Here is a 19281-nt window from a genome sequence, read left to right as displayed (position 1 = left end):
ATATATAATCAGTTACAATATTATTCTTTATTGAACGCTTTTCAAAAATTCTTCCAATGCTGCATTAAATTCTTCCGGGCGTTCCATATTCAGCATGTGTCCGCAATCGTCAATTACTTTCAATTTTCCATTAGGAAGATATTGTAAAATAGGAGGTTCTTTTGAGAATCGGTTGTCGGAAGAATGACCTTCAACAATTAAAGCAGGTACATCGGGATGATTCTTTTTCAACTTCTCGATAGCATCTAAACCAGCTACCACCCGTACTTCTTTGTGTAAAGGTTGCCATGCATCCCATTCGTCGATCATTTGCCATAAAGGCTGACGCATCCGTTCCCGCTGACTTCCTCCAGACTTCATTAATCCTTCAAACCATTCTTTCTTCATCACATCTACCCCTTTCTCTTTTAAAGCTGCAATCTCCTTATCACGTACTTTTGCTTCTTCCGGAGTCATAGGTTCACTCGGACCTTTCGACTTTCTTATATTCCCACTGGCTAAAAAAGCAGATAACATCCGATCCGGGAAGTACGCCAACATATCAGCAGTAATAAAACCACCTAAAGAAAGTCCGACGATATGTGCTTTCTTGATGTGTAACGAATCCATCAAAGTAACTAAATCTTCAGTGTGTGTGAATTGATAGTCTTCCGTTTGTGAGGACGAAATGCCATATCCTCTCAAATCATAGCGGATTACACGATATTTTTTTGCCAATACAGAAAATTGTTCATCCCACATACGATGATCCAAAGAATGACCATGAACAAAGATGACAGGGTCACCTGTGCCGGCTTCCTCATAGTAAAGGGAACCGTTGCCCACTTCAACACGGCCTTGTTTCACAGCCAACGGGTGTCCCTTTACAATCTCTGAAACAGTTCTCGAAATTACAGGACTACCATAAAAAGAGGAAAAGCCATCTTTTTTACTGGAGGAACCCACTACATGGGTGATAAAGAAACCATAAACATTCTCCCGTTTATTGATCCACGGATAAGCACCAGCCCACCCCGGAGAACTGATTTGATAAGCCTCTCCTGTCTTTCTATCGACCAATTCACGCCACTCACCCAATCCGTAAATTCCATTATGAGACTGCCCCAATGCTCTTTCCGTATATTCTCCAGGAGAAACAACAGCGTTTTTCACTTGATCCGCCTGCATCTCCTTTACTGTCTCCGCTGTCAATATCCGTTTATCTTCATACATTCCTCCGTGATAAATCATAGACAAGAAATGAATATAATCATTCAACGTAGTACACAGACCACCACCCAACATCGGGGCATGTCCGCCATCGGTGTTTATCGGAGTAAAATGAGAATTCTTCATTTCCAATGGTTGCGCCAATAGCTCTTGAAAGAGGGTTTCAAACTCTTTCCCCATTGCCACTTCCGCCATTCTTCCGGCAATCTGCATGGCAAGTCCCCCATATTGAAAACGACTTCCCGGAGTAAATATCGTATCCAACGGCAGTATCTCAATAATGGCAGAATCCAGACGATTGTAATTATCTATACGAGGTTCAGGAAGATAAGGACGCACTCCGGAAGTATGAGATAGTAACTGTCGCAAAAGGATTTTACCTTTGGCATCTCCTTTAAATTCCGGCAACCACTTCTCCACAGGATCATCCCAACCCAAATCAGTACGGTCTACTACTGCTCCGATTACAGCCGCCGCCACCCATTTTCCGGCAGAGGCTACATATACTTTCGTATCAGGAGTATAGTTACCATAGTCTTTTTGAAAAATGATAGAATCATTCTTCACTACACAGATGGAAGCTCCGGGATAATATCCTTTACTAACCCATCCTTGAATGACAGAGTCCAATGAAGAGAAGTTATAACGACTCCCCTGTACGGATGATACATTGCAGGAACCTGCAATAAAACAAATACTTATAATAATTACTATTAATAATCTCCCCTTCATCTTCTTTATCTATTTAAGTAATAACTTCTTATTAGGCACGGATTACGCAGATTACGCTGTTGCTTAATGAAATTATAATTATAAAACCACGTAATCCATGCAATCTGTGCCTAAAATTTTCTATTTCGACTGCAAATCCCAATATACCACATAACGCTGATGATGCAAATCATAAAGCGGACGAATCACATCTCCTTGTTCTGTTGTAAATTTCAGATCTTTTCCTGTACGCTTCAAAGTACGTTCCGGATGTTTCATATCTACTTTCAAAGAGGTACGCAAATCGGCAGGTACATGGAAATTATAAGTATAATAATCATTATAAAGAGCAGGATTAGAAAAAGGTGCAGGAGCCTGCATACCTTCCGTACCCCGTTCTCCAGCAAGCACTAACGGGCCATACAGTAAAGCCACTTTATTCGGATTATCGGGAGTGGCTTCCAACTCGATCTGCATCGGGTAAGTAGCCGAGATACGGTCATTATCTTTCCAGTCACGGGTGATAGCGATGTAAGAACCCGGCTTTTGTTTTACTATTACTTTTTTACCGTTCACAAGAACTTCCGCTTTTTTACTCCATGAAGGATATCTTAGATAAACAGTAGTGCGAACCGGTTTCTCGGCACGAATAGTAAACCGGGTCGTTTCCTCTTTCGGAAATTCCGTTTCCTGGAGGAGGGTTAACCCTTTTTCTTCCCAAGTGACTTGGGAAGGAATAAACAGATTTACGTAGATTCCCAGATTGTTGTGGTAGTAGATAGCTTCTCCATATTTGGCATGATTTTCGAATCCGCTGCCGACACAACACCAGAAAGAATTCTCTTTTGTACTATACAGTTTATGTGAGCCCGAAAGTAAGGGTAAAAAATAAGTGACCATTCCTGTTTCCGGATCTTGCTGTCCCAGAATATGATTATATAGTGCCCTTTCATAATAATCGGCAATAGATGAATCGCCCGTCCAACAGAAAAGATGACGACTAAGCTTCAACATATTATAAGTGCAGCAAGTTTCTCCAGTATAGCCGGTCAAGTGTTTAGAGAATTTCTTAGGGTCGAAAAAATGCTCTTTATCACTACTACATCCCGGAGCAAAAGTATGGTGGTCAATCATGGTATGCCAGAAAAACTCGGAAAGTTTTTTGCTGGTCTCATTCTCTGTCAACTCATAATTACGCGCTTCTGCAATAACTTTTGGAATAAAGGTATTGGTGTGTTTGGTTCCCAAATCATCCCGAAGTTCTTTCAATGGGTCAATCACGTCATTATGATAGAAATATTCCGCTAACCAACGATAACGTTCATCTCCTGTGATAGCATACAAATTATAAAATGATTCATTAATGCCTCCAAACTCATTACGTATCATAAGCCTGCGAGTTTCTTCGCTAAGAGGCTTTAGTTTGTTATAAGCCCAGTCACCCATTTTGGTCACTACTTTCAAAGCCTGTTGATTATCTGCATACAGGTATTGGTCTATCAGACCGGAATAAAGTTTATGTAAAGTATACCAAGGTGCCCAAACACTTTTTCCCTGAATATTGCGGTTTATCAATTCTTCGGGATATGCGCTTAGATATCCGCCTTTGAGTGCATTCTGCACTTCAGTCAACCCACTAACAAGACTATCACCTTTAAGTTTGAAAATCTCACTTCCGGTAGCGGCATACATCAGTGCGTAAGCTGAAAGCAGATGTCCGGTAGTATGTCCGCGAAGTTCACAATCCAAGGATTCCCAGCCACCGAGTTTCTTCACCGTCATATAACCACCTTCACGACCTGCAAAGACTCCGGCATTTGTACGGAAGCTATGCAGCAAACGATTCACATCAATGGAAGTCATCCATGCAGAATCCCGCAACATATTATCACGAAAACGGCTCGGAAGTAACCGAACATCTTTCAAATCAAAACTTTGTACCCGTACAGGAGCTACTGTCTCTTTTTTCATTTTCCCCCGATGCTGACCGGGATACACAGATTGAGCCGACGATATAGCCGATACTGCCAATAATGCGATTGCAACTAAAGATTTCTTATTCATAATCATTTTTTATATCCTTTATTTATAGGATACGAATAAGCTTTGCTTAACACTCAATACAAAAATACAAATTCTAATTTAAGGGCGTAACACTTTGACTATGAAAAAACTTCGTTCCACCGGTTCGGCTGTCTGCACTTTTCCAGCCAAACCATATTGCCAAGCCACCACAGTCACTTTCAGCGGAAATTTGCTGCACGGAGGAATTTGAGTAAATATCAGTTTATTTCCTTCTATCTCTGCCGGCCCCTCTTTTACATAATAAGATACAGGCAGTCCACAATCGGAAGTTGCCTGAAGTGTAATTTCCTCTACCCCCTTTTTCACATCCTCAATACCCGGGAAAAGAATATGCTGGCGTTTACCTTCCGTATTACGGTATGGAATCCGAAAACTAAGTTCTTGAACAGTACTTTTATATCGACCGTCACCATCATTGCTTGCTAACAGACAAATATCTCCTGTACGACGCTTATTATACATCCCCATACGGTAAAAACAAACGGTAAAAGTTGTATCATTCACTTTTTGTACCGGACCACAAATACGTGTTATTTCCGGATGAGTTGACGAATGTTCGTCAGAAATTGCAGTATGCAAGCTATCCGTATATACAGCTTTCAAGTGAAAAGTCAGTCCATCTTTTTCCGGCAGGAAGCGGGCGGCAACTTTCACATGGGATTTGGGATTATATGTGAGTAATTGCCCTTCTTGTACAAATCCCAGATATTGAGTTTTCTTTCCCCTTTCCTGACGGTAACGGTCTTCCGTCATTTCTGCCATCTCTTTATCAAAATACCAAAATGCATCATGCGGGTCTCCTTTATATTGCTTATAAGGAGCAGCTTTAGCACGCTTCTTTTGATTAGGGTGCCAACGTTCGGCGAGCCATCCATTCTGTGGATTCAGCTTTTTTAAAACCACAAGCTTATTTAAATCATACGTTTCAGGCATACAATATTCCAGTGCTTTCTTTAAAAACAAAGCAATATATTCAGCCGTACGATCTGCTATATCAAAATGTCCTCGACCTGCGTCGCAAAGAAAAGAGACACAACTTCCAGGATACATCATACGAAAAGCCAGAGCCGGATTTACACGATCTTCCCACCATTCGTATTCGCCTTCAATCATTAATCCCGGAATACCGTCGATTGTACGTTTTCCCCACTCCATATTATCGCGACCATAACCTGTCAGATTGGTACGCGGCGCATCTCCATGCAAAGAAATGATAGCTAAAGTACGATCCGGATTCCAGGCTGCGAAGTTCCACGGGTAAGTAGCCATTGCCGAATGTCCTAAAGGGACAATAGGCGCATATTTCAATTCATTATAGCCACTGACATTCGCAAAATCCTCCATCATCTTTTCAAAGGCTTCCTGACATCCGGTAGTTATATCCCATCTTTGATCCCATCCGGGGGTAATCCATATCAGTGCTATACCCGTTTCTGATAATCTTTCACGAAATAGAGGATTTTCAAACAAAGTCTCCTCTGTCATATTATGATTGCCTACTATCACAGCTTTCACTTGCATACAATCAGAAGGTATCCACAAGAATGCTCGCGGATGATCGTTCGTTTCGTTGGAAATAATACCTGGCAGCTGTACAGACCATTGCCATTCGGCTGCCATATTGCTGGGTAACAGAATAACGGACATTATTCCAAACACCCAAAATCGAAGTAGTTTCATGTTTAATTCATTTATCATTGTTTTATATAATACGTAGCAGGAAGAAAGTATACTCAACCGAAAAATACAAAAAAACTATTATTATAGAAAGCCTTTCACTGACTATTCCATAAAAACGTTGTATCTTTATTCTCAATTTAAGAAAGGAGTGATATGGATTTACGTACAGCAAATGTAACAAGATATATTCTTCCCTTGCGGGAAGGAGGATCATTGCCGGCTTTGGCTGAAGCGGATGATGAATTCAAATATGTCGTAAAATTCAGAGGAGCAGGACATGGGACTAAAGCCCTTATTGCCGAATTGATAGGGGGAGAAATAGCCCGTACACTGGGATTCAGAGTACCGGAGATTATATTTTTAAATCTGGATGAGGCTTTCGGACGGACGGAAGCGGACGAAGAAATACAGGATTTACTGCAATGGAGCCGTGGGCTGAACATGGGTCTGCATTTCCTGTCCGGTTCATTGACGTTCGATCCTGTTGTGCATAAGGTGGACGATAAAACTGCTTCGCAAATTGTATGGCTGGATGCATTATTAACCAATGTAGACCGTACAATCAAGAATACGAATATGCTGATGTGGCATAAAGAATTGTGGTTAATCGATCATGGAGCTTCCCTTTATTTCCATCATTCGTGGACGAATTGGCAGAAACACGCACTTAGTCCGTTCGTACAAATAAAAGATCATGTACTTTTACCATTTGCCGATCAGCTGGAAGAAGTAGACGCAGCATTCAGGCAACTACTTACCGATGACAAGATACGGGAGATAGTCAATGCCGTCCCCGACGACTGGCTGAACTGGACGGAAGGACAGGAAACTCCGCAAGACTTGAGAGATGTTTATATTCAATTTTTAGAAGAAAGGATCAAGCATTCCGAAATATTTGTAAATGAAGCGCAACATGCAAGAAAGGCACTTATATGAATACGCAGTTATCCGTTTCGTTCCTAAAGTAGAACGTGAGGAATTTATCAATGTGGGTATTGTACTGTTTTCCAAACGATGCAAATATCTCAAATCTCTTTATACAATAGATGAAAACAAACTGAAACTGTTTTCTTCTGAATTGGACATCAACTGTCTGATAGAAGGTCTGAAAGTCTTCGACAAGATTTGTCAGGGAAATAAAGAAGGAGGAGTTATTGCCAATATGGATATTCCGGACCGCTTCCGGTGGCTGACTGCGGTAAAAAGCTCCTGTATTCAAGTGTCCCGTCCTCATCCGGGATTCTCTTCAGATTTAGATAATACTTTAGAAAGGTTATTCAAGGAATTGGTTCTTTAATTCCTTGAATAACCTTTCCACTCAATGAGTGAGTAGTGATACATTTGCATCAATAGATGCCAACAAAGCAACAAGAGAATATTATTCATAATGATTCTTTTAATTGATTTAACTCCATATAATATGAATATGGAGAACAAAATACTCCTCAAAAGACTATATATTAAAGACTTAATTCCAAAGATAGAGCTATCCGTAAAAATGGTAGTAAAACCTGTAATCTATATAAGAACAGATTAGTTTCTACAAACTAACTTTGCATACAGAGAATAAGGATCATGCAATCAGTGGAATATGACTTTAATTAAATATACTCGATTATGGAAAAAGTAAAGTTGAACAATGGCATTGAAATGCCTATTTTAGGTTATGGTGTTTATCAGGTTACACCTGAAGAATGTGAACGTTGCGTATCAGATGCAATCAGTGTGGGTTATCGTTCTATTGATACGGCACAAGCCTATCATAACGAAGAAGGTGTTGGAAATGCAATCAGCAAATGCAGCGTACCACGTGGGGAACTGTTCATCACTACAAAAGTATGGATTTCAAATGCCGGTTACGAAAAGGCTAAAGCTTCTATTGATGAATCACTTCGTAAATTAAAGAGTGATTATATAGACTTACTACTCATTCATCAGCCATTCGGTGATTATTATGGAACTTACCGGGCTATGGAAGAAGCATATAAGGCTGGTAAACTCCGTGCGATCGGTGTCAGCAACTTCTATCCTGACCGTTTTGTTGACTTGGCGGAATTCTGTGAAATCACTCCTGCCATCAATCAGGTAGAGACACACGTTTTCAACCAACAGATAAAGTTGCAGGAAGTAATGAAAGAATATGGTACTAAAATTATGTCATGGGGACCGTTTGCTGAAGGACGAAACGACTTCTTCACCAATCCGACTCTCCAGGAAATCGGTAAAGAATATGGCAAATCAGTGGCACAGGTCGCACTGCGTTATCTGATTCAACGCGATATTATCGTGATTCCGAAATCGACTCATAAAGAACGTATGATTGAGAATTTCAATGTTTTCGATTTTTCGTTAACACCGGACGATATGGCGGCTATCGCTGCGCTTGACACAGCTAAAACGCTCTTTTTCTCCCACTATGATCCGGAGATGGTGAAGTGGTTGATTAATTATAGTAAATAAGAAAATGAAATCCCCTTTAATCCTTGTTATGACTTTCAACGAATGAAAGACAGGATTAAAGGGGATATTTCTTATTATTACACTTATCATAGTGTATTTATCAATAAACAGCTAATTTATTTTCCAGTGGAGTAAAATGCAATGCGGCTCCGCCACTTGCTTTTAGCTTCAAAACAAGCTTATCTCCGGCTTTTATCTTCTTATGAGTACTGCGTACTTTCGTTCGTGTATTCAGCTTGTCATCATCTTCGTACAGATGAAGCATATACTTCTTACCCGGTTCCAGAAAATCCGTAGTCAATGTAATTGTGCGGGCTTCCGTATTCGTCATTGCTCCTACAAACCAGTCATTCCCCGAACGACGTGCCTGAACGATATATTCACCAATCTCTCCATCTAACGCGCGGCTGTCATCCCATACACTCGGAATTGCTTTCCAAAATTCCAGTTCTTCTTCTCCCTGGTAGAATTCCGGTCTGTCATACCAAAACATAAATTGCAAAGGACTGTAATACACAGCTGCCATCGCCAACTGATGTGCTTTCGTATTCTTCACCCGGTTATTGAAATAGCAAAGCGTATAGTCTCCTGCACCTGCCAGATAGCGGGTAAAAGGAAGAGTCGTATTGTGTGTGGCATCCGGCATTTCTTCATTTCCACGAATACCCTCCTGCGTCATCAGGTTAGGATAAGTACGGCTGAAACCTGTCGGACGATATTCGTCATGAATATCTACCATCAAACCATATTCTCCACATTTACGAACTGCATCATGCAGCCAAGTACTCCAACGTTGATTACCTATCTGTACAAAACCGAACTTGATACCTTTCAATCCCCATTTTTTATACAAAGGCAACAGAGTATCCAACTGCTGCACTAATGCACGCTGATTGACATACACCATAAGTCCGATTCTTTTCGATTCGGCATATTTACACAAAGCGGGTATATCAAGGTCTTTATCAGGAGAAACAGTAGTAGCGTCCGAACTCATTTTCATTTCAGGTCCGTACCATCCTGCATCCATGTGCACATACTGAATACCACGTTCTGTCGCAAAGTCAATGGCTGCTTTTACTCTATCATATTTCAAGTCGCCCGAACGGAATACCTTCCCGGGTTTGATCCAAGAAGTATCAGCCAGCTTACAAGCCGGATTCAGATTCAAGACAATATCATTATTATTAATTAAATCAACCGGACGTTCGGCAGCCATGATTACACGCCACGGAGTGCTGTAAGGAGATATAATATCGACGCTACTATACAGGCTTGTCTCCAAAGTGGAAGGTTTCTCTGCCGATAAACGGAATTTACCACGAACATAATCCACCATTTCCGCTTCCAACAAAGCTACAGATAATCCATCAGGCAGTTTCAAGGTCAAAGGACGCTCACTCTCCTCTTTGCCCCATCCTTCCAACGGACGAAGTACACAAGGTCCTTGTGCCCAACGTTCGTAATATGCCATCGTTCCTTCAGGCATTGTGAAGCTAGTCTGCTCACCGACGATATGTAAGAAAAGTCCATTTGTCGTTTCCGGAAAATGATAGCGAAAAGCAATTCCTTCATTATAGGCACGAACAATAATGTTCATAAAGTAATTCTTACGCTTATCATAACCACCGTCCTGATTGCCATTCCCTTCTCCCTTCTTGAATTTCAAAGTCATCTCATTGTAGCAATCACGAACCTCCGCGCGTTCGCCGTATACGGGCTTCCATGTTTCATCCGCCTTTCGTTGTTCAGTCCCTGTCAACTTCAGATTTTCACACCAAAAATGACAAGTATCATTCGGAACTCCCAACGCCGATTCAAACAACTGATTTTCAATCAGAACCCCCAGTTTACTTTCTTCAATCACCGGACGATTTTTATAAGTCAAGGTATAATACATTTGTGCATTATCCTCTCTCACCGCACGTTGATAAAAGGTAAAACGATAAGCTCCATCAGGAGACGTCAGTTCCTGACGAGTTTCTGTCATCACATCTTGCGCTTTTACCAATGCTGGTATCACCAACAACAAAAGCAGAATTCTTTTCTTCATTCTATTTACGTTCATGTTTATTCATCTTTCCTATTATATACGAACGAGAAAGAAATTATACTCAAATGTTTATTGCCTGAAAAGCTCATTCCATCTGCTCTCTATATAAAGTCGGTGTCATTCCTGTCACCCTTTTAAAGATGCGGTTAAAATGTACAGGTGATTCAAATCCGCAAGTAGCACTGATTTGAGATATATTCATCATACTACTATTCAATAGTTTACAAGCATATCCGATACGCATATCAAGTACATACTCTTTAAATGTCTTTCCTGTGTTTTCTTTAAAGTATCGGCAGAAAGCGGCAGGGTTCATCGCTGTATAAGAAGCAATTTCATCCAGACCGATGGACTCGGTATAATGTTTATTCAAATAGGCAATCACCTTTTCCATTCTTTCATTACGCATAATCGAAGGGGACGGAGTATAATGAGAAGTAGTCAGATATTTCTTATGATTGCTGATAGCCATCATCTGTAGAAGTGAAAGCAACAGGATAATTTGATCTGCTCCTTTAGCAGAAGGAATCTGTTTCAATAACTTAATGATTTTCCCCGAACGGGTAATTGTGAATTTGATTCCTCTGCAAGCATCCTCCAATAAATTCCTGATAGGAATAAACTGGGAGTATTGAGAAATTGAATAATGCATAAAATCTTTCTCAAACTGAATATTGACTCCTCTTACTTTCGGTTCAGATTTTTCTTCGTTATCAGATTCTTCCCCGTCGTCCGGCGGGCTTTGCATACTATGAGGCAGTTCGGAACCGAAAAGAATCAAATCACCTTTTGAATAGGAGATAATGCTGTCACCCACCAGACAATCCCCCTCTCCCTGCTCCACATAAATAATTTCATACTCACTATGAAAATGCCACGGATACGTGAAACGCGGATATTCATAAAAGCGGGCACGGACGGGATTGGAAGTCGTAATAGTCAACTTCTCATTCATTATCTTCTTCATAAATCTCCTTTCTAAACTGCTTTTGCAAAGATAGGTAAATATCTTGCAAAAATACGCATCATAGCATGTATAAAAACCCGCTATTTTTGCATCCATTCATAAAAACATTTGATAGAAACCATGAACGAATTATTTAGTATTGCCGGTAAAGTTGCTGTTATTACCGGAGCAGGTGGTGTACTGGGCGGAAATATTGCCCAACACTTTATACAGCAGGGAGCAAAAGTTGTAGCTATTGACATTCGTCAGGAGCAACTGGACAACCGTGTGGCTGAACTTAAGCAATATGGTAACGATGTAATCGGCATCATCGGTAATGTACTTGACATCGCCAGCCTGGAGAAAGTAGCCGAAGAAGTCGTAGCCAAATGGGGAAAGATCGATATTCTATTGAACATTGCCGGTGGCAATATGCCGGGAGCCACTCTCGAACCGGATCAGCACTTCTATGATATGGACATCTCCTGCTGGGAAAAAGTGACTAACCTGAATATGAACGGTACGGTTTATCCGTCTATGATATTCGGTAAGGTAATGGCAAAACAGAAGAAAGGATGCATCATCAATGTATCTTCTATGGCTGCTTATAGCGCTATCACCCGTGTACCGGGATATTCGGCTGCAAAAACTGCAGTAGCCAACTTCACCCAATGGCTGGCAAGCGAAATGGCACTAAAATACGGTGATGGTATCCGTATAAATGCTATCGCTCCGGGATTCTTTATCGGTGACCAAAACCGTCGTGTACTAATCAACCCGGATGGTTCATTGACCGACAGAAGTAAAAAGGTGTTAGCCAAAACTCCGATGAATCGTTTCGGTAACATCAAAGAATTGAATGGTGCTGTACAATTTCTGTGCAGTGAAGCCGCTAGTTTCATAACGGGAGCTATGTTGCCTATCGATGGTGGTTTCAGTGCATTCAGCGGCGTTTAATATTTAATCTTTTAATTTATTCAAACGCTATGATGGAAAAAACATGGAGATGGTTCGGCAAGAAAGATAAAATCACCTTGCCAATGCTCCGTCAGATAGGTGTTGAAGGAATCGTCACTGCATTACACGAGGTACCAAACGGAGAGATTTGGACAGTAGAATCCATCAACGATTTAAAATCGTATATTGAATCGTATGGGTTGCGCTGGTCGGTCGTGGAAAGCCTTCCGGTTTGTGAGGCAATCAAGTATGCGGGTACGGAACGTGAACAGTTGATTGAAAATTATAAAGTAAGTCTTGCCAACCTGGGTAAATGCGGAGTGAAAACAGTCTGTTACAACTTCATGCCGGTAATCGACTGGATACGTACGGATTTACAGTACCCTTGGCCGGACGGTACCAGTTCGCTTTACTACGACCGTATTCGTTTCGCTTACTTCGACATCAAAATACTGGAACGTGAAGGAGCTGAAAAAGACTATACAGAAGAAGAACTGCATAAAGTTGCCGAACTGGACAAAGTGATTACAGATACCGAAAAGGACAATTTGATTGATACTATTATCGTCAAGACACAAGGATTTGTGAACGGTAATATCAAAGAAGGAGATAAAAACCCGGTTGCTATATTCAAACGTCTGTTAGGTTTATATAAAGACATAGACCGGGATGCTTTACGAGAGAATATGTGTTACTTCCTTTCTGCAATTATGCCTGTATGCGATGAATATGGTATCAATATGTGTGTACACCCGGATGATCCTCCATTCCAGGTTCTCGGCCTACCCCGTATTGTCACCAATGAAGAAGATATAGCCTGGTTCCTGAATGCCGTAGACAATCCGCATAATGGGCTGACTTTCTGTGCAGGCTCTCTTAGTGCAGGCGCACATAATGACACTCGTGAATTGGCGAAGAAGTTTGCAGGAAGAACCCATTTCGTTCATCTACGCAGTACAGAGGCCATGCCGGGTGGAAACTTCATCGAAAGTTCTCATCTATCAGGAAGAGGACATCTGATTGATCTCATTCGTATTTTTGAAAATGAGAATCCGGGACTTCCCATGCGCGTAGATCATGGACGAATGATGCTCGGAGATGAAGATAAAGGCTACAATGCCGGTTATTCTTTCCACGGACGTATGCTGGCTTTAGCACAGGTAGAAGGAATGATGGCTGTGGTGGATGATGAGAAACAACATAAGATAGAGTTTTAATCTTATTTTTCATCAATATACTTTGAAATACAGGAAAGGAGCTTTACTTTTGTGAAGAAATAAAAAAGAAGAATATCATGAAAGCAAAAATGACGAAGCTCTGTCTACTATTTATTCTATTATGCTCCCTTCCTGTATTTTATTCATGCAGCGACGAAGCTGACGTTTTTTACCTATATGAATACTGGGAAGTAATGCTCGACCCGGAACCTCCCATTAGTGAAACCAGTTTGTCAATCACGGGAGGAACAAAGTTGGGAATTAAGGGTGGCGTAGCTCCTTATACAGCAGAAATAGCCGATGGGCAAATTGCTACAGCTTATGTGGATGAAAACAATGATATTCAAATCAGCTCTATAAAACTGGGCAGCACGTCATTGATGGTAAAAGACGCTGATGGAAGAATCATAAAAATAGGGCTAAAGGTCGTCAACGGCAAACAATCTTTTTCAGTGAATTCTGTGGAAGCAAAAATCACAGGAATAGATGAAAGTCTGTTGGATGAACAACAAAAAGAAAAACTAGAAGCGGTCATAAAAAAGATAAAGGAGGAAGCGGGTATACAAGCTACAGGAGGAATAGCTTTCTCTTATGACCAAAAAAGTAGTGGCAAAGTGACAATTGTTACTAGTAAAGATAATACTCCGAAAATAGAAGGAAGCTTCTCCCGCTCCACATCAGAGTCAGGCACTACATTCCAAATTACAATCAATGGTAAAGAGTATGACTGCAAATTTAAACTTCCCGAACGTCCCGATACTTCAAAGAGTATCACCACACGAGAACTTGGTCCAATTCCTTATTGGTTAGTGGAAGATGTGACGGAAGATTATAAATCAGAAGTGACAGGGTTATTCGGAACGAATACCACTTCCCTGAAAATAGAACGTATTTATATAGGTTCATTCACTCCGTTACGATAGGTTTATTCCTCTTTCTATAAAATAGATGCGGCAAAAAGCACGAATAACTGTTTTTTGTCGCATCTTCCATTTAATTAAAAACGCTATACACAATAGTTTTATTAGACTTACTCTCACACTCTCACCTTTTTCTTATATCCCTTTATTCATCGTGCTTTCAAGGGTGAGAGTAAAGGTGAGAGTAAAATCAACACAATCTTTTATTTGTTAGCTACTTTATTCGTATCTTCTCTACAAAATCTTTTTTGTCTATATTCAGTTCTTTCAAAGAAGTGATCCGTTTACCGTTCAACACAATGTTTTCAAACAAAACATTCTCGATTTTCCGATTCTTATCGTAACCTTCTATCAAAGAAGGATTGATATACTTCCCCGTACATGAAATATTACGAAATGTTATGTTCTTGACACCTCTGCCGGGACCTGTATTGTATTTTTGGTTATACATCACCCGTAGATGAAACAATTGTCCTTCCTGGATATGTTCCACACGAATATCCTCAAAAGTAATATTTCGCGCAAGGTTATGGTCACCTACGTTGATAGCCATACATCCTTGATAATCACGATCGTCCTCATCATGTTCCAAGATATCGATATTCTTGAACAATATATCTTCTAAAACCTCATCTCCTGTTTTCGTATTTCCATGCGTACCGATATTGATAGGGTGAGCAATATCCGCCCATAGTGTAGAATTAAGTACACGGATATTACGAGAATCTCCATAATAATTCCAACGATGCGTATAGATGGCTATACAGTCGTCTGAATTACGAAGAAAAACATCATCAATCACTACATCCGAGCAAGACATAAAATCCAATCCATCACTCCAACCCTGATAACTGAATGATTTCAGATTCTTGATAGTAATTCCCTGTGATTGTCCACCGGAAACTGTATAGTGACGGGAGTTGACAACTGTAATTCCATCAATCAGTACATTCTTGGAGTATGCCACCGATATTCCCTGCTGTGGTTCAAGCAACATACCGTGTCCGAGAATCTTTACATTCTCTACACTGTCGCAAGTCAGGCAACCTTTCAGCACCGCTCCACCTTCCAGATAGACAGTCGTGTTGGAAGGAATACGGAAGCATTTGCCTGCCACATCTGTGGGTTCATGTATACCGGACTCAAAATACATCACATTCGGATCATTCTTATCAGGCACATTCTCAATGATCGGATTGGCAAACACATGCAGATTATTCAAACGGTCACCGTTGAACTCTACAGAGAGTTTTTGTGGTTTATCCAATGTGAACAGCAGAAAATTTCCGTCTATCTCCGGATGAATGCCTTTAGATAGTGGACGCACTACTGCTGAACGGAGTTCCCCGTTATTCTTTTGCACCAGCACTTCCACTTTACCGGAAAAATCAAACTGTACCATGGTTGCATCCGACTTGGTATCCATATCCACCTTTACATTATATTCATAAAGGTCTACCCAATCTTTTTCACCCACTTGCCGTACTTTTACTGTATAATCGTCATTGTGACGGGCATAGTAGATGCCTTGTGGCACCGGATAGATAACAATTTCTGCCTGTATAACTCCTGAAGTCATTACAAGTAAAAATGTAAGCGCTATTCTTATCAGTCTATTCATTTTAAGTTATTCATTTATTGTGCATACATCAATGTACCGAGTCCAAGTACATCATACCCGCCGGAGTTAGCATCATAATAACCGCCTCCTCCTTCTATTCCTACATATTCGGTAGCAATCTTAGTGTATTTGAGATTATCATCCGAGATGTTTTTTACCCCTTTGTAATGATAGTAAGGCAACGCCCATATTGCACGTTTTATCCATTTACCGCCACCAAGTGTTGTTTGCTCTTCCGGAATCGGATATCCCCATTGACTCTGTTTTTGCCATATATAAGTAGTATATGGTACAGTCTCATTAGTGTAATTACAACAAGCAGCATATTCGCAAGCCCGCATGAACAGATTGTCATCATAAGCAAAGAAATCGTCTCCCTGACTCCATGCCAACTGACAAATAACTCCCATCAATCCGACACACATCAACGTGTGTCCTTGGTCACGTCCACTTTCCTGCCATTGAGCAAAGTTATAGTCCGGTGCATAATCGTGATAGATAGCACGACGTAAACGTCCGTTTGTATCACCTGTCTGCAAATGGGCGATACCTTCATTATAAATATCACGACGATCGGTTACAATGCCGATAGCCATTTTAGCCGCTATATTACAAAGACACCAGTTAGCCCAATAATGTAACGCATTCGTATCGTGATGACGTTTCAGGAAATCATCATTAGCAGGATAGAACACTTTAAGCAACCAATTCTGGAACGCTGCGAAGTCCGCACGATCCCATCCTTCATAATCCCTCAATAATTCACCGGCAATAGCAAATTCATAACCATAAAGTCCTGCGGCAAGCGATAAATTCGTATTACCTGTTACACCTACACAAGTCTGTACCCACTTATTCAGATTCTCCACTGCTTTTGCCGCATATTCATCATCTTGTTCAATCTTCCAACGAAGCGCCTGCTGATATACAATAGTGGCCCCTCTGGCTGCATTCATATAATTTTCATCACCGGAAACTCCACGTTTAATCCATTCTGTAGGATAAGTATCTGCCGTCTTCTGCGAAAACTGACTTTCTACTAATAATTGATAAGCGCTAACCCAAGGCTCTTCTCCGGCAGCTTTTTTATCCTGGATACGCTGGAAGTCTTCCTCTGTATGCAACCCTTCATGCAGCATGGGTTCCGTTGACGGTTTAAGTTCAACCTGTTCCAAATTTACGTTATTATCAGGAAGAGGAATTTTATTCAAATCAGTTTCCACATTGACACCCGGAAGGTCAATGCCGTCACCACATCCTACCAAAAACAGGGTAGCGAATACCACGGCTATATAATATATCTTTTTCATCATATTTTGGGTTTAATGGTACACCGCATCTACCATTGATTATGGTGCACCCAATTATAGTTTATTGCTCTACTAACTCTAATTTGAAATTATCTATCTTAGCCCGTCCTTGTTTTACTGTAATTGTACATACAAAACCAATGACAACATCGGTAGGCTCTTCAACAGAAATATCAACTACTACATCACCCGTACCCGAAATAGAAGCGTTTGCCAGACTCTTACTTGGTATATCACTCGTATTTGCCATCTCGTTACCTTTACAAACTGCAACATAACCGGTAAAACCTCTGCCGTCATATTCATAAACGTGTGCCGTCAATTTATATTTTCCTTTTTGAAGATGAGAAGTCTGATATACCTTACCATCATTTTTAGGATTGTCAAATCCCCAATCTGTTTGTAAAGCCAAACCAGCATCACTTCCATCACCATATTTCGTTTTAAATGCCAAATCAACAGCAGCACCTCCTTCACCAGCAGTCAAGTTAGAGTTCTGAACTATCCAATAAGCAGCTTTTGCCCACTCTCCTTTTTTATGGAATCCTTTATCCCCACCTTCTTTTACATATTCAAAAGGCTGTTTATAGTTCATGAGTACATATTGAGAAATATCTCCATCCACCGGCAGAGGTTGCAATATATCACTCTCTACGGGTTGTGCAATACCTTCAAACACCATTGTTACTTTTCCACCATTGAAACCTTGCGGAACCGTTACAGTAATAGAAGTCGTAGTAATCTCTTTAACCGTAACGGGTACGGATATTCCCTCAAATGTAACTGTAACAGAATTCTTATCCGTTCCAAAACCTTTTCCTGTAAATGTTATTTCCTGTCCGGCTTTTACTAATGTGCCATAAGGATAAATATACGGTGTTTCAACAGAAGTGATTTCCGGAGTTGCCCAAACCTCAAATGTGCCTGATTCGCCCATCTCTATTTCCTTACCCTGAATGATCAGTTTAATCTTCACCGGAGCTTCAGATGAAACTCCTTTGGGAACATTCACTACGATATTACCTTTATCATTCAGTGTCACTTTATCACAAACTGTTTCTCCGAAAAAGACCTGAATATTTTCAGCTTTCGTACCAAAGTTCTGACCAATGATCGTTACTTCCGCATTAATATATCCGGCTTTCGTTGAAATGCCTGTTACTGTAGGCATCGGTAATACCGTATATTTCAACTGTGTCCCGATAGTTTCAAACGGAGTAATGACAGTAATTGTATAATCTCCGGCTTCCAACGAAGCAGGTACAGTGAGTGGAATACTCTTATCCGTCAAATTATCTGTATCTATTGCAGCTTCTACAGGTTCTCCGCCAGCTTTAGAGAAAGTTACTTTCAAAGGCTCCAACCCTTCAACAGACTTATCCAGCAATTCTTGCACAAGATTGGTTCCTGTTATTGCAAATTTACTGCCAGCAAAACCTGATGGAACCGGTTCGTCTTCCTTAGGAGTATCAAGCGTTGCATGCTTCAACACAGTGAAAGGATAAGAAGCCAAATCAATCGTTTGTTCTGCCATAATAAGTGTCATAACTCCACTGACAGCTGTCTCGGGAATTTTGGCCGTAAATTCGGTATCAGTAGGTGTACCCACAATCTCTGCCTTGTCTGTGGAAGTCCCGAAAGTCAAAGTATACAGTGTTTTAGAAGAAACAAATTCTTGTCCTTCGAAAACGATACTGGCACCCGGAAAACCATAAGAAGGTTTCACTACGCTGACACCCGGCTTACCAAGTACACGATAAACTAGATCAGTCTCCACACGTTGCCCGAAAACCTCAACGGTTATCTTTCCGTTTGTTGCCGATTCCGGCACTTTCGCAAGGATAGCATCATCGGCGCAGGAGACTACTACTGCCTCCTGGGAACCGATAAATACTTTCACATCTTCTGTTATGATACCAAAATCACTGCCACTAACGGTAAACTCATTCCCAACATATCCTTCTACGGGATCTATCTTTGTTACAGTCGCCACAGGATCAGTGTAACTCATTGGAACAATTTCTTCATTATCCTCGTCACAAGCAGCTAATGCGAAAAGCGAGAGAAAAACGGGAAACAGATAGTTATATATTTTCTTCATAATCTTAATTA

At 40.7% G+C, this 19281-nt stretch carries 14 protein-coding genes; 6 read left to right on the top strand and 8 right to left on the bottom strand.

Translation table 11 applies throughout. The features are described from left to right. Window positions 1-27 precede the first annotated feature (27 nt). The 3 genes from ACT8YW_RS00460 to ACT8YW_RS00450 all read right to left on the bottom strand — a co-directional run bounded on the left by ACT8YW_RS00460 (window position 28) and on the right by ACT8YW_RS00450 (window position 5685). Window positions 28-1941 carry an alpha/beta fold hydrolase gene (locus ACT8YW_RS00460; protein ID WP_444103639.1) on the bottom strand — a complete coding sequence of 638 codons (1914 nt, stop codon included), beginning with the start codon at window positions 1939-1941 and terminating at the stop codon, window positions 28-30. A gap of 120 nt (window positions 1942-2061) precedes the next feature. Continuing rightward, a complete protein-coding gene (locus ACT8YW_RS00455; RefSeq protein WP_444103638.1) occupies window positions 2062-3984 on the bottom strand; it encodes a glycoside hydrolase family 127 protein in 1923 nt (640 codons plus the stop codon). 78 nt (window positions 3985-4062) lie between these two features. Continuing rightward, complete coding sequence (locus ACT8YW_RS00450) at window positions 4063-5685, bottom strand: hypothetical protein (protein ID WP_444103637.1); 1623 nt, start codon at window positions 5683-5685, stop codon at window positions 4063-4065. A 153-nt stretch (window positions 5686-5838) separates the two neighbouring features. Here ACT8YW_RS00450 and ACT8YW_RS00445 point away from each other — a divergent pair, with 153 nt between their 5' ends. The 3 genes from ACT8YW_RS00445 (at window position 5839) to ACT8YW_RS00435 (ending at window position 8145) form a co-directional block, all read left to right on the top strand. Then, a complete protein-coding gene (locus tag ACT8YW_RS00445) occupies window positions 5839-6621 on the top strand; it encodes a HipA family kinase (RefSeq protein ID WP_444103636.1) in 783 nt (260 codons plus the stop codon). Continuing rightward, complete coding sequence (locus tag ACT8YW_RS00440; RefSeq protein ID WP_444103635.1) at window positions 6599-6982, top strand: DUF3037 domain-containing protein; 384 nt, start codon at window positions 6599-6601, stop codon at window positions 6980-6982. The genes ACT8YW_RS00445 and ACT8YW_RS00440 overlap by 23 nt, the downstream gene beginning before the upstream one ends. A gap of 320 nt (window positions 6983-7302) precedes the next feature. After that, window positions 7303-8145: an aldo/keto reductase gene (locus ACT8YW_RS00435; RefSeq protein WP_444103634.1), complete on the top strand. Its 843-nt coding sequence runs from the start codon at window positions 7303-7305 to the stop codon at window positions 8143-8145. A 100-nt stretch (window positions 8146-8245) separates the two neighbouring features. Here ACT8YW_RS00435 and ACT8YW_RS00430 read toward each other — a convergent pair whose 3' ends face one another. Continuing rightward, window positions 8246-10213, bottom strand: coding sequence for a glycoside hydrolase family 97 catalytic domain-containing protein (locus ACT8YW_RS00430; RefSeq protein ID WP_444103633.1), 1968 nt, complete (start codon window positions 10211-10213; stop codon window positions 8246-8248). A 70-nt stretch (window positions 10214-10283) separates the two neighbouring features. Beyond that, window positions 10284-11165: an AraC family transcriptional regulator gene (locus tag ACT8YW_RS00425; protein WP_444103632.1), complete on the bottom strand. Its 882-nt coding sequence runs from the start codon at window positions 11163-11165 to the stop codon at window positions 10284-10286. Between the two features lie 120 nt (window positions 11166-11285). On the opposite strand from ACT8YW_RS00425, the gene ACT8YW_RS00420 reads away from it, so the two are divergent. The 3 genes from ACT8YW_RS00420 to ACT8YW_RS00410 all read left to right on the top strand — a co-directional run bounded on the left by ACT8YW_RS00420 (window position 11286) and on the right by ACT8YW_RS00410 (window position 14241). After that, window positions 11286-12101, top strand: a complete 816-nt coding sequence (locus ACT8YW_RS00420) for an SDR family oxidoreductase (RefSeq protein ID WP_444103631.1) — start codon at window positions 11286-11288, stop codon at window positions 12099-12101. Between the two features lie 29 nt (window positions 12102-12130). After that, the gene (uxuA, locus tag ACT8YW_RS00415) at window positions 12131-13318 is read left to right on the top strand and encodes a mannonate dehydratase (RefSeq protein WP_444103630.1); all 1188 of its coding nucleotides are present in this window, start codon (window positions 12131-12133) and stop codon (window positions 13316-13318) included. A 77-nt stretch (window positions 13319-13395) separates the two neighbouring features. Then, complete coding sequence (locus ACT8YW_RS00410; RefSeq protein ID WP_444103629.1) at window positions 13396-14241, top strand: hypothetical protein; 846 nt, start codon at window positions 13396-13398, stop codon at window positions 14239-14241. Between the two features lie 211 nt (window positions 14242-14452). On the opposite strand, the gene ACT8YW_RS00405 is transcribed toward ACT8YW_RS00410, so the two are convergent. From ACT8YW_RS00405 to ACT8YW_RS00395, 3 genes are read right to left on the bottom strand one after another with little or no spacing between them, the layout of a single operon-like run. Then, on the bottom strand, window positions 14453-15859 hold the full coding sequence (locus ACT8YW_RS00405; RefSeq protein WP_444103628.1) for a glycosyl hydrolase family 28 protein: 1407 nt from the start codon (window positions 15857-15859) through the stop codon (window positions 14453-14455). Between the two features lie 14 nt (window positions 15860-15873). Further along, window positions 15874-17172, bottom strand: coding sequence for an alginate lyase family protein (locus tag ACT8YW_RS00400; RefSeq protein WP_444103627.1), 1299 nt, complete (start codon window positions 17170-17172; stop codon window positions 15874-15876). A 58-nt stretch (window positions 17173-17230) separates the two neighbouring features. Further along, window positions 17231-19270, bottom strand: coding sequence for an IPT/TIG domain-containing protein (locus tag ACT8YW_RS00395; RefSeq protein WP_444103626.1), 2040 nt, complete (start codon window positions 19268-19270; stop codon window positions 17231-17233). Window positions 19271-19281 lie beyond the last annotated feature (11 nt).

The sequence above is a fragment of the Bacteroides sp. genome (assembly GCF_052357945.1).
In the GTDB taxonomy this organism is placed as follows: Bacteria; Bacteroidota; Bacteroidia; order Bacteroidales; family Bacteroidaceae; genus Bacteroides.
Note: the sequence above shows the minus strand (reverse complement) of the source record. Positions and strands in the feature narration are given on the sequence as shown.

Coding starts and splice junctions, on each gene's coding strand:
- uxuA (WP_444103630.1), top strand. CDS start 12,131: ATGATGGAAAAAACATGGAGATGGTTCGGCAAGAAAGATAAAATCACC.
- ACT8YW_RS00450 (WP_444103637.1), bottom strand. CDS start 5,685: ATGAAACTACTTCGATTTTGGGTGTTTGGAATAATGTCCGTTATTCTG.
- ACT8YW_RS00445 (WP_444103636.1), top strand. CDS start 5,839: ATGGATTTACGTACAGCAAATGTAACAAGATATATTCTTCCCTTGCGG.
- ACT8YW_RS00440 (WP_444103635.1), top strand. CDS start 6,599: ATGCAAGAAAGGCACTTATATGAATACGCAGTTATCCGTTTCGTTCCT.
- ACT8YW_RS00410 (WP_444103629.1), top strand. CDS start 13,396: ATGAAAGCAAAAATGACGAAGCTCTGTCTACTATTTATTCTATTATGC.
- ACT8YW_RS00430 (WP_444103633.1), bottom strand. CDS start 10,213: ATGAACGTAAATAGAATGAAGAAAAGAATTCTGCTTTTGTTGTTGGTG.
- ACT8YW_RS00400 (WP_444103627.1), bottom strand. CDS start 17,172: ATGATGAAAAAGATATATTATATAGCCGTGGTATTCGCTACCCTGTTT.
- ACT8YW_RS00460 (WP_444103639.1), bottom strand. CDS start 1,941: ATGAAGGGGAGATTATTAATAGTAATTATTATAAGTATTTGTTTTATT.
- ACT8YW_RS00435 (WP_444103634.1), top strand. CDS start 7,303: ATGGAAAAAGTAAAGTTGAACAATGGCATTGAAATGCCTATTTTAGGT.
- ACT8YW_RS00420 (WP_444103631.1), top strand. CDS start 11,286: ATGAACGAATTATTTAGTATTGCCGGTAAAGTTGCTGTTATTACCGGA.
- ACT8YW_RS00425 (WP_444103632.1), bottom strand. CDS start 11,165: ATGAAGAAGATAATGAATGAGAAGTTGACTATTACGACTTCCAATCCC.
- ACT8YW_RS00395 (WP_444103626.1), bottom strand. CDS start 19,270: ATGAAGAAAATATATAACTATCTGTTTCCCGTTTTTCTCTCGCTTTTC.
- ACT8YW_RS00455 (WP_444103638.1), bottom strand. CDS start 3,984: ATGAATAAGAAATCTTTAGTTGCAATCGCATTATTGGCAGTATCGGCT.
- ACT8YW_RS00405 (WP_444103628.1), bottom strand. CDS start 15,859: ATGAATAGACTGATAAGAATAGCGCTTACATTTTTACTTGTAATGACT.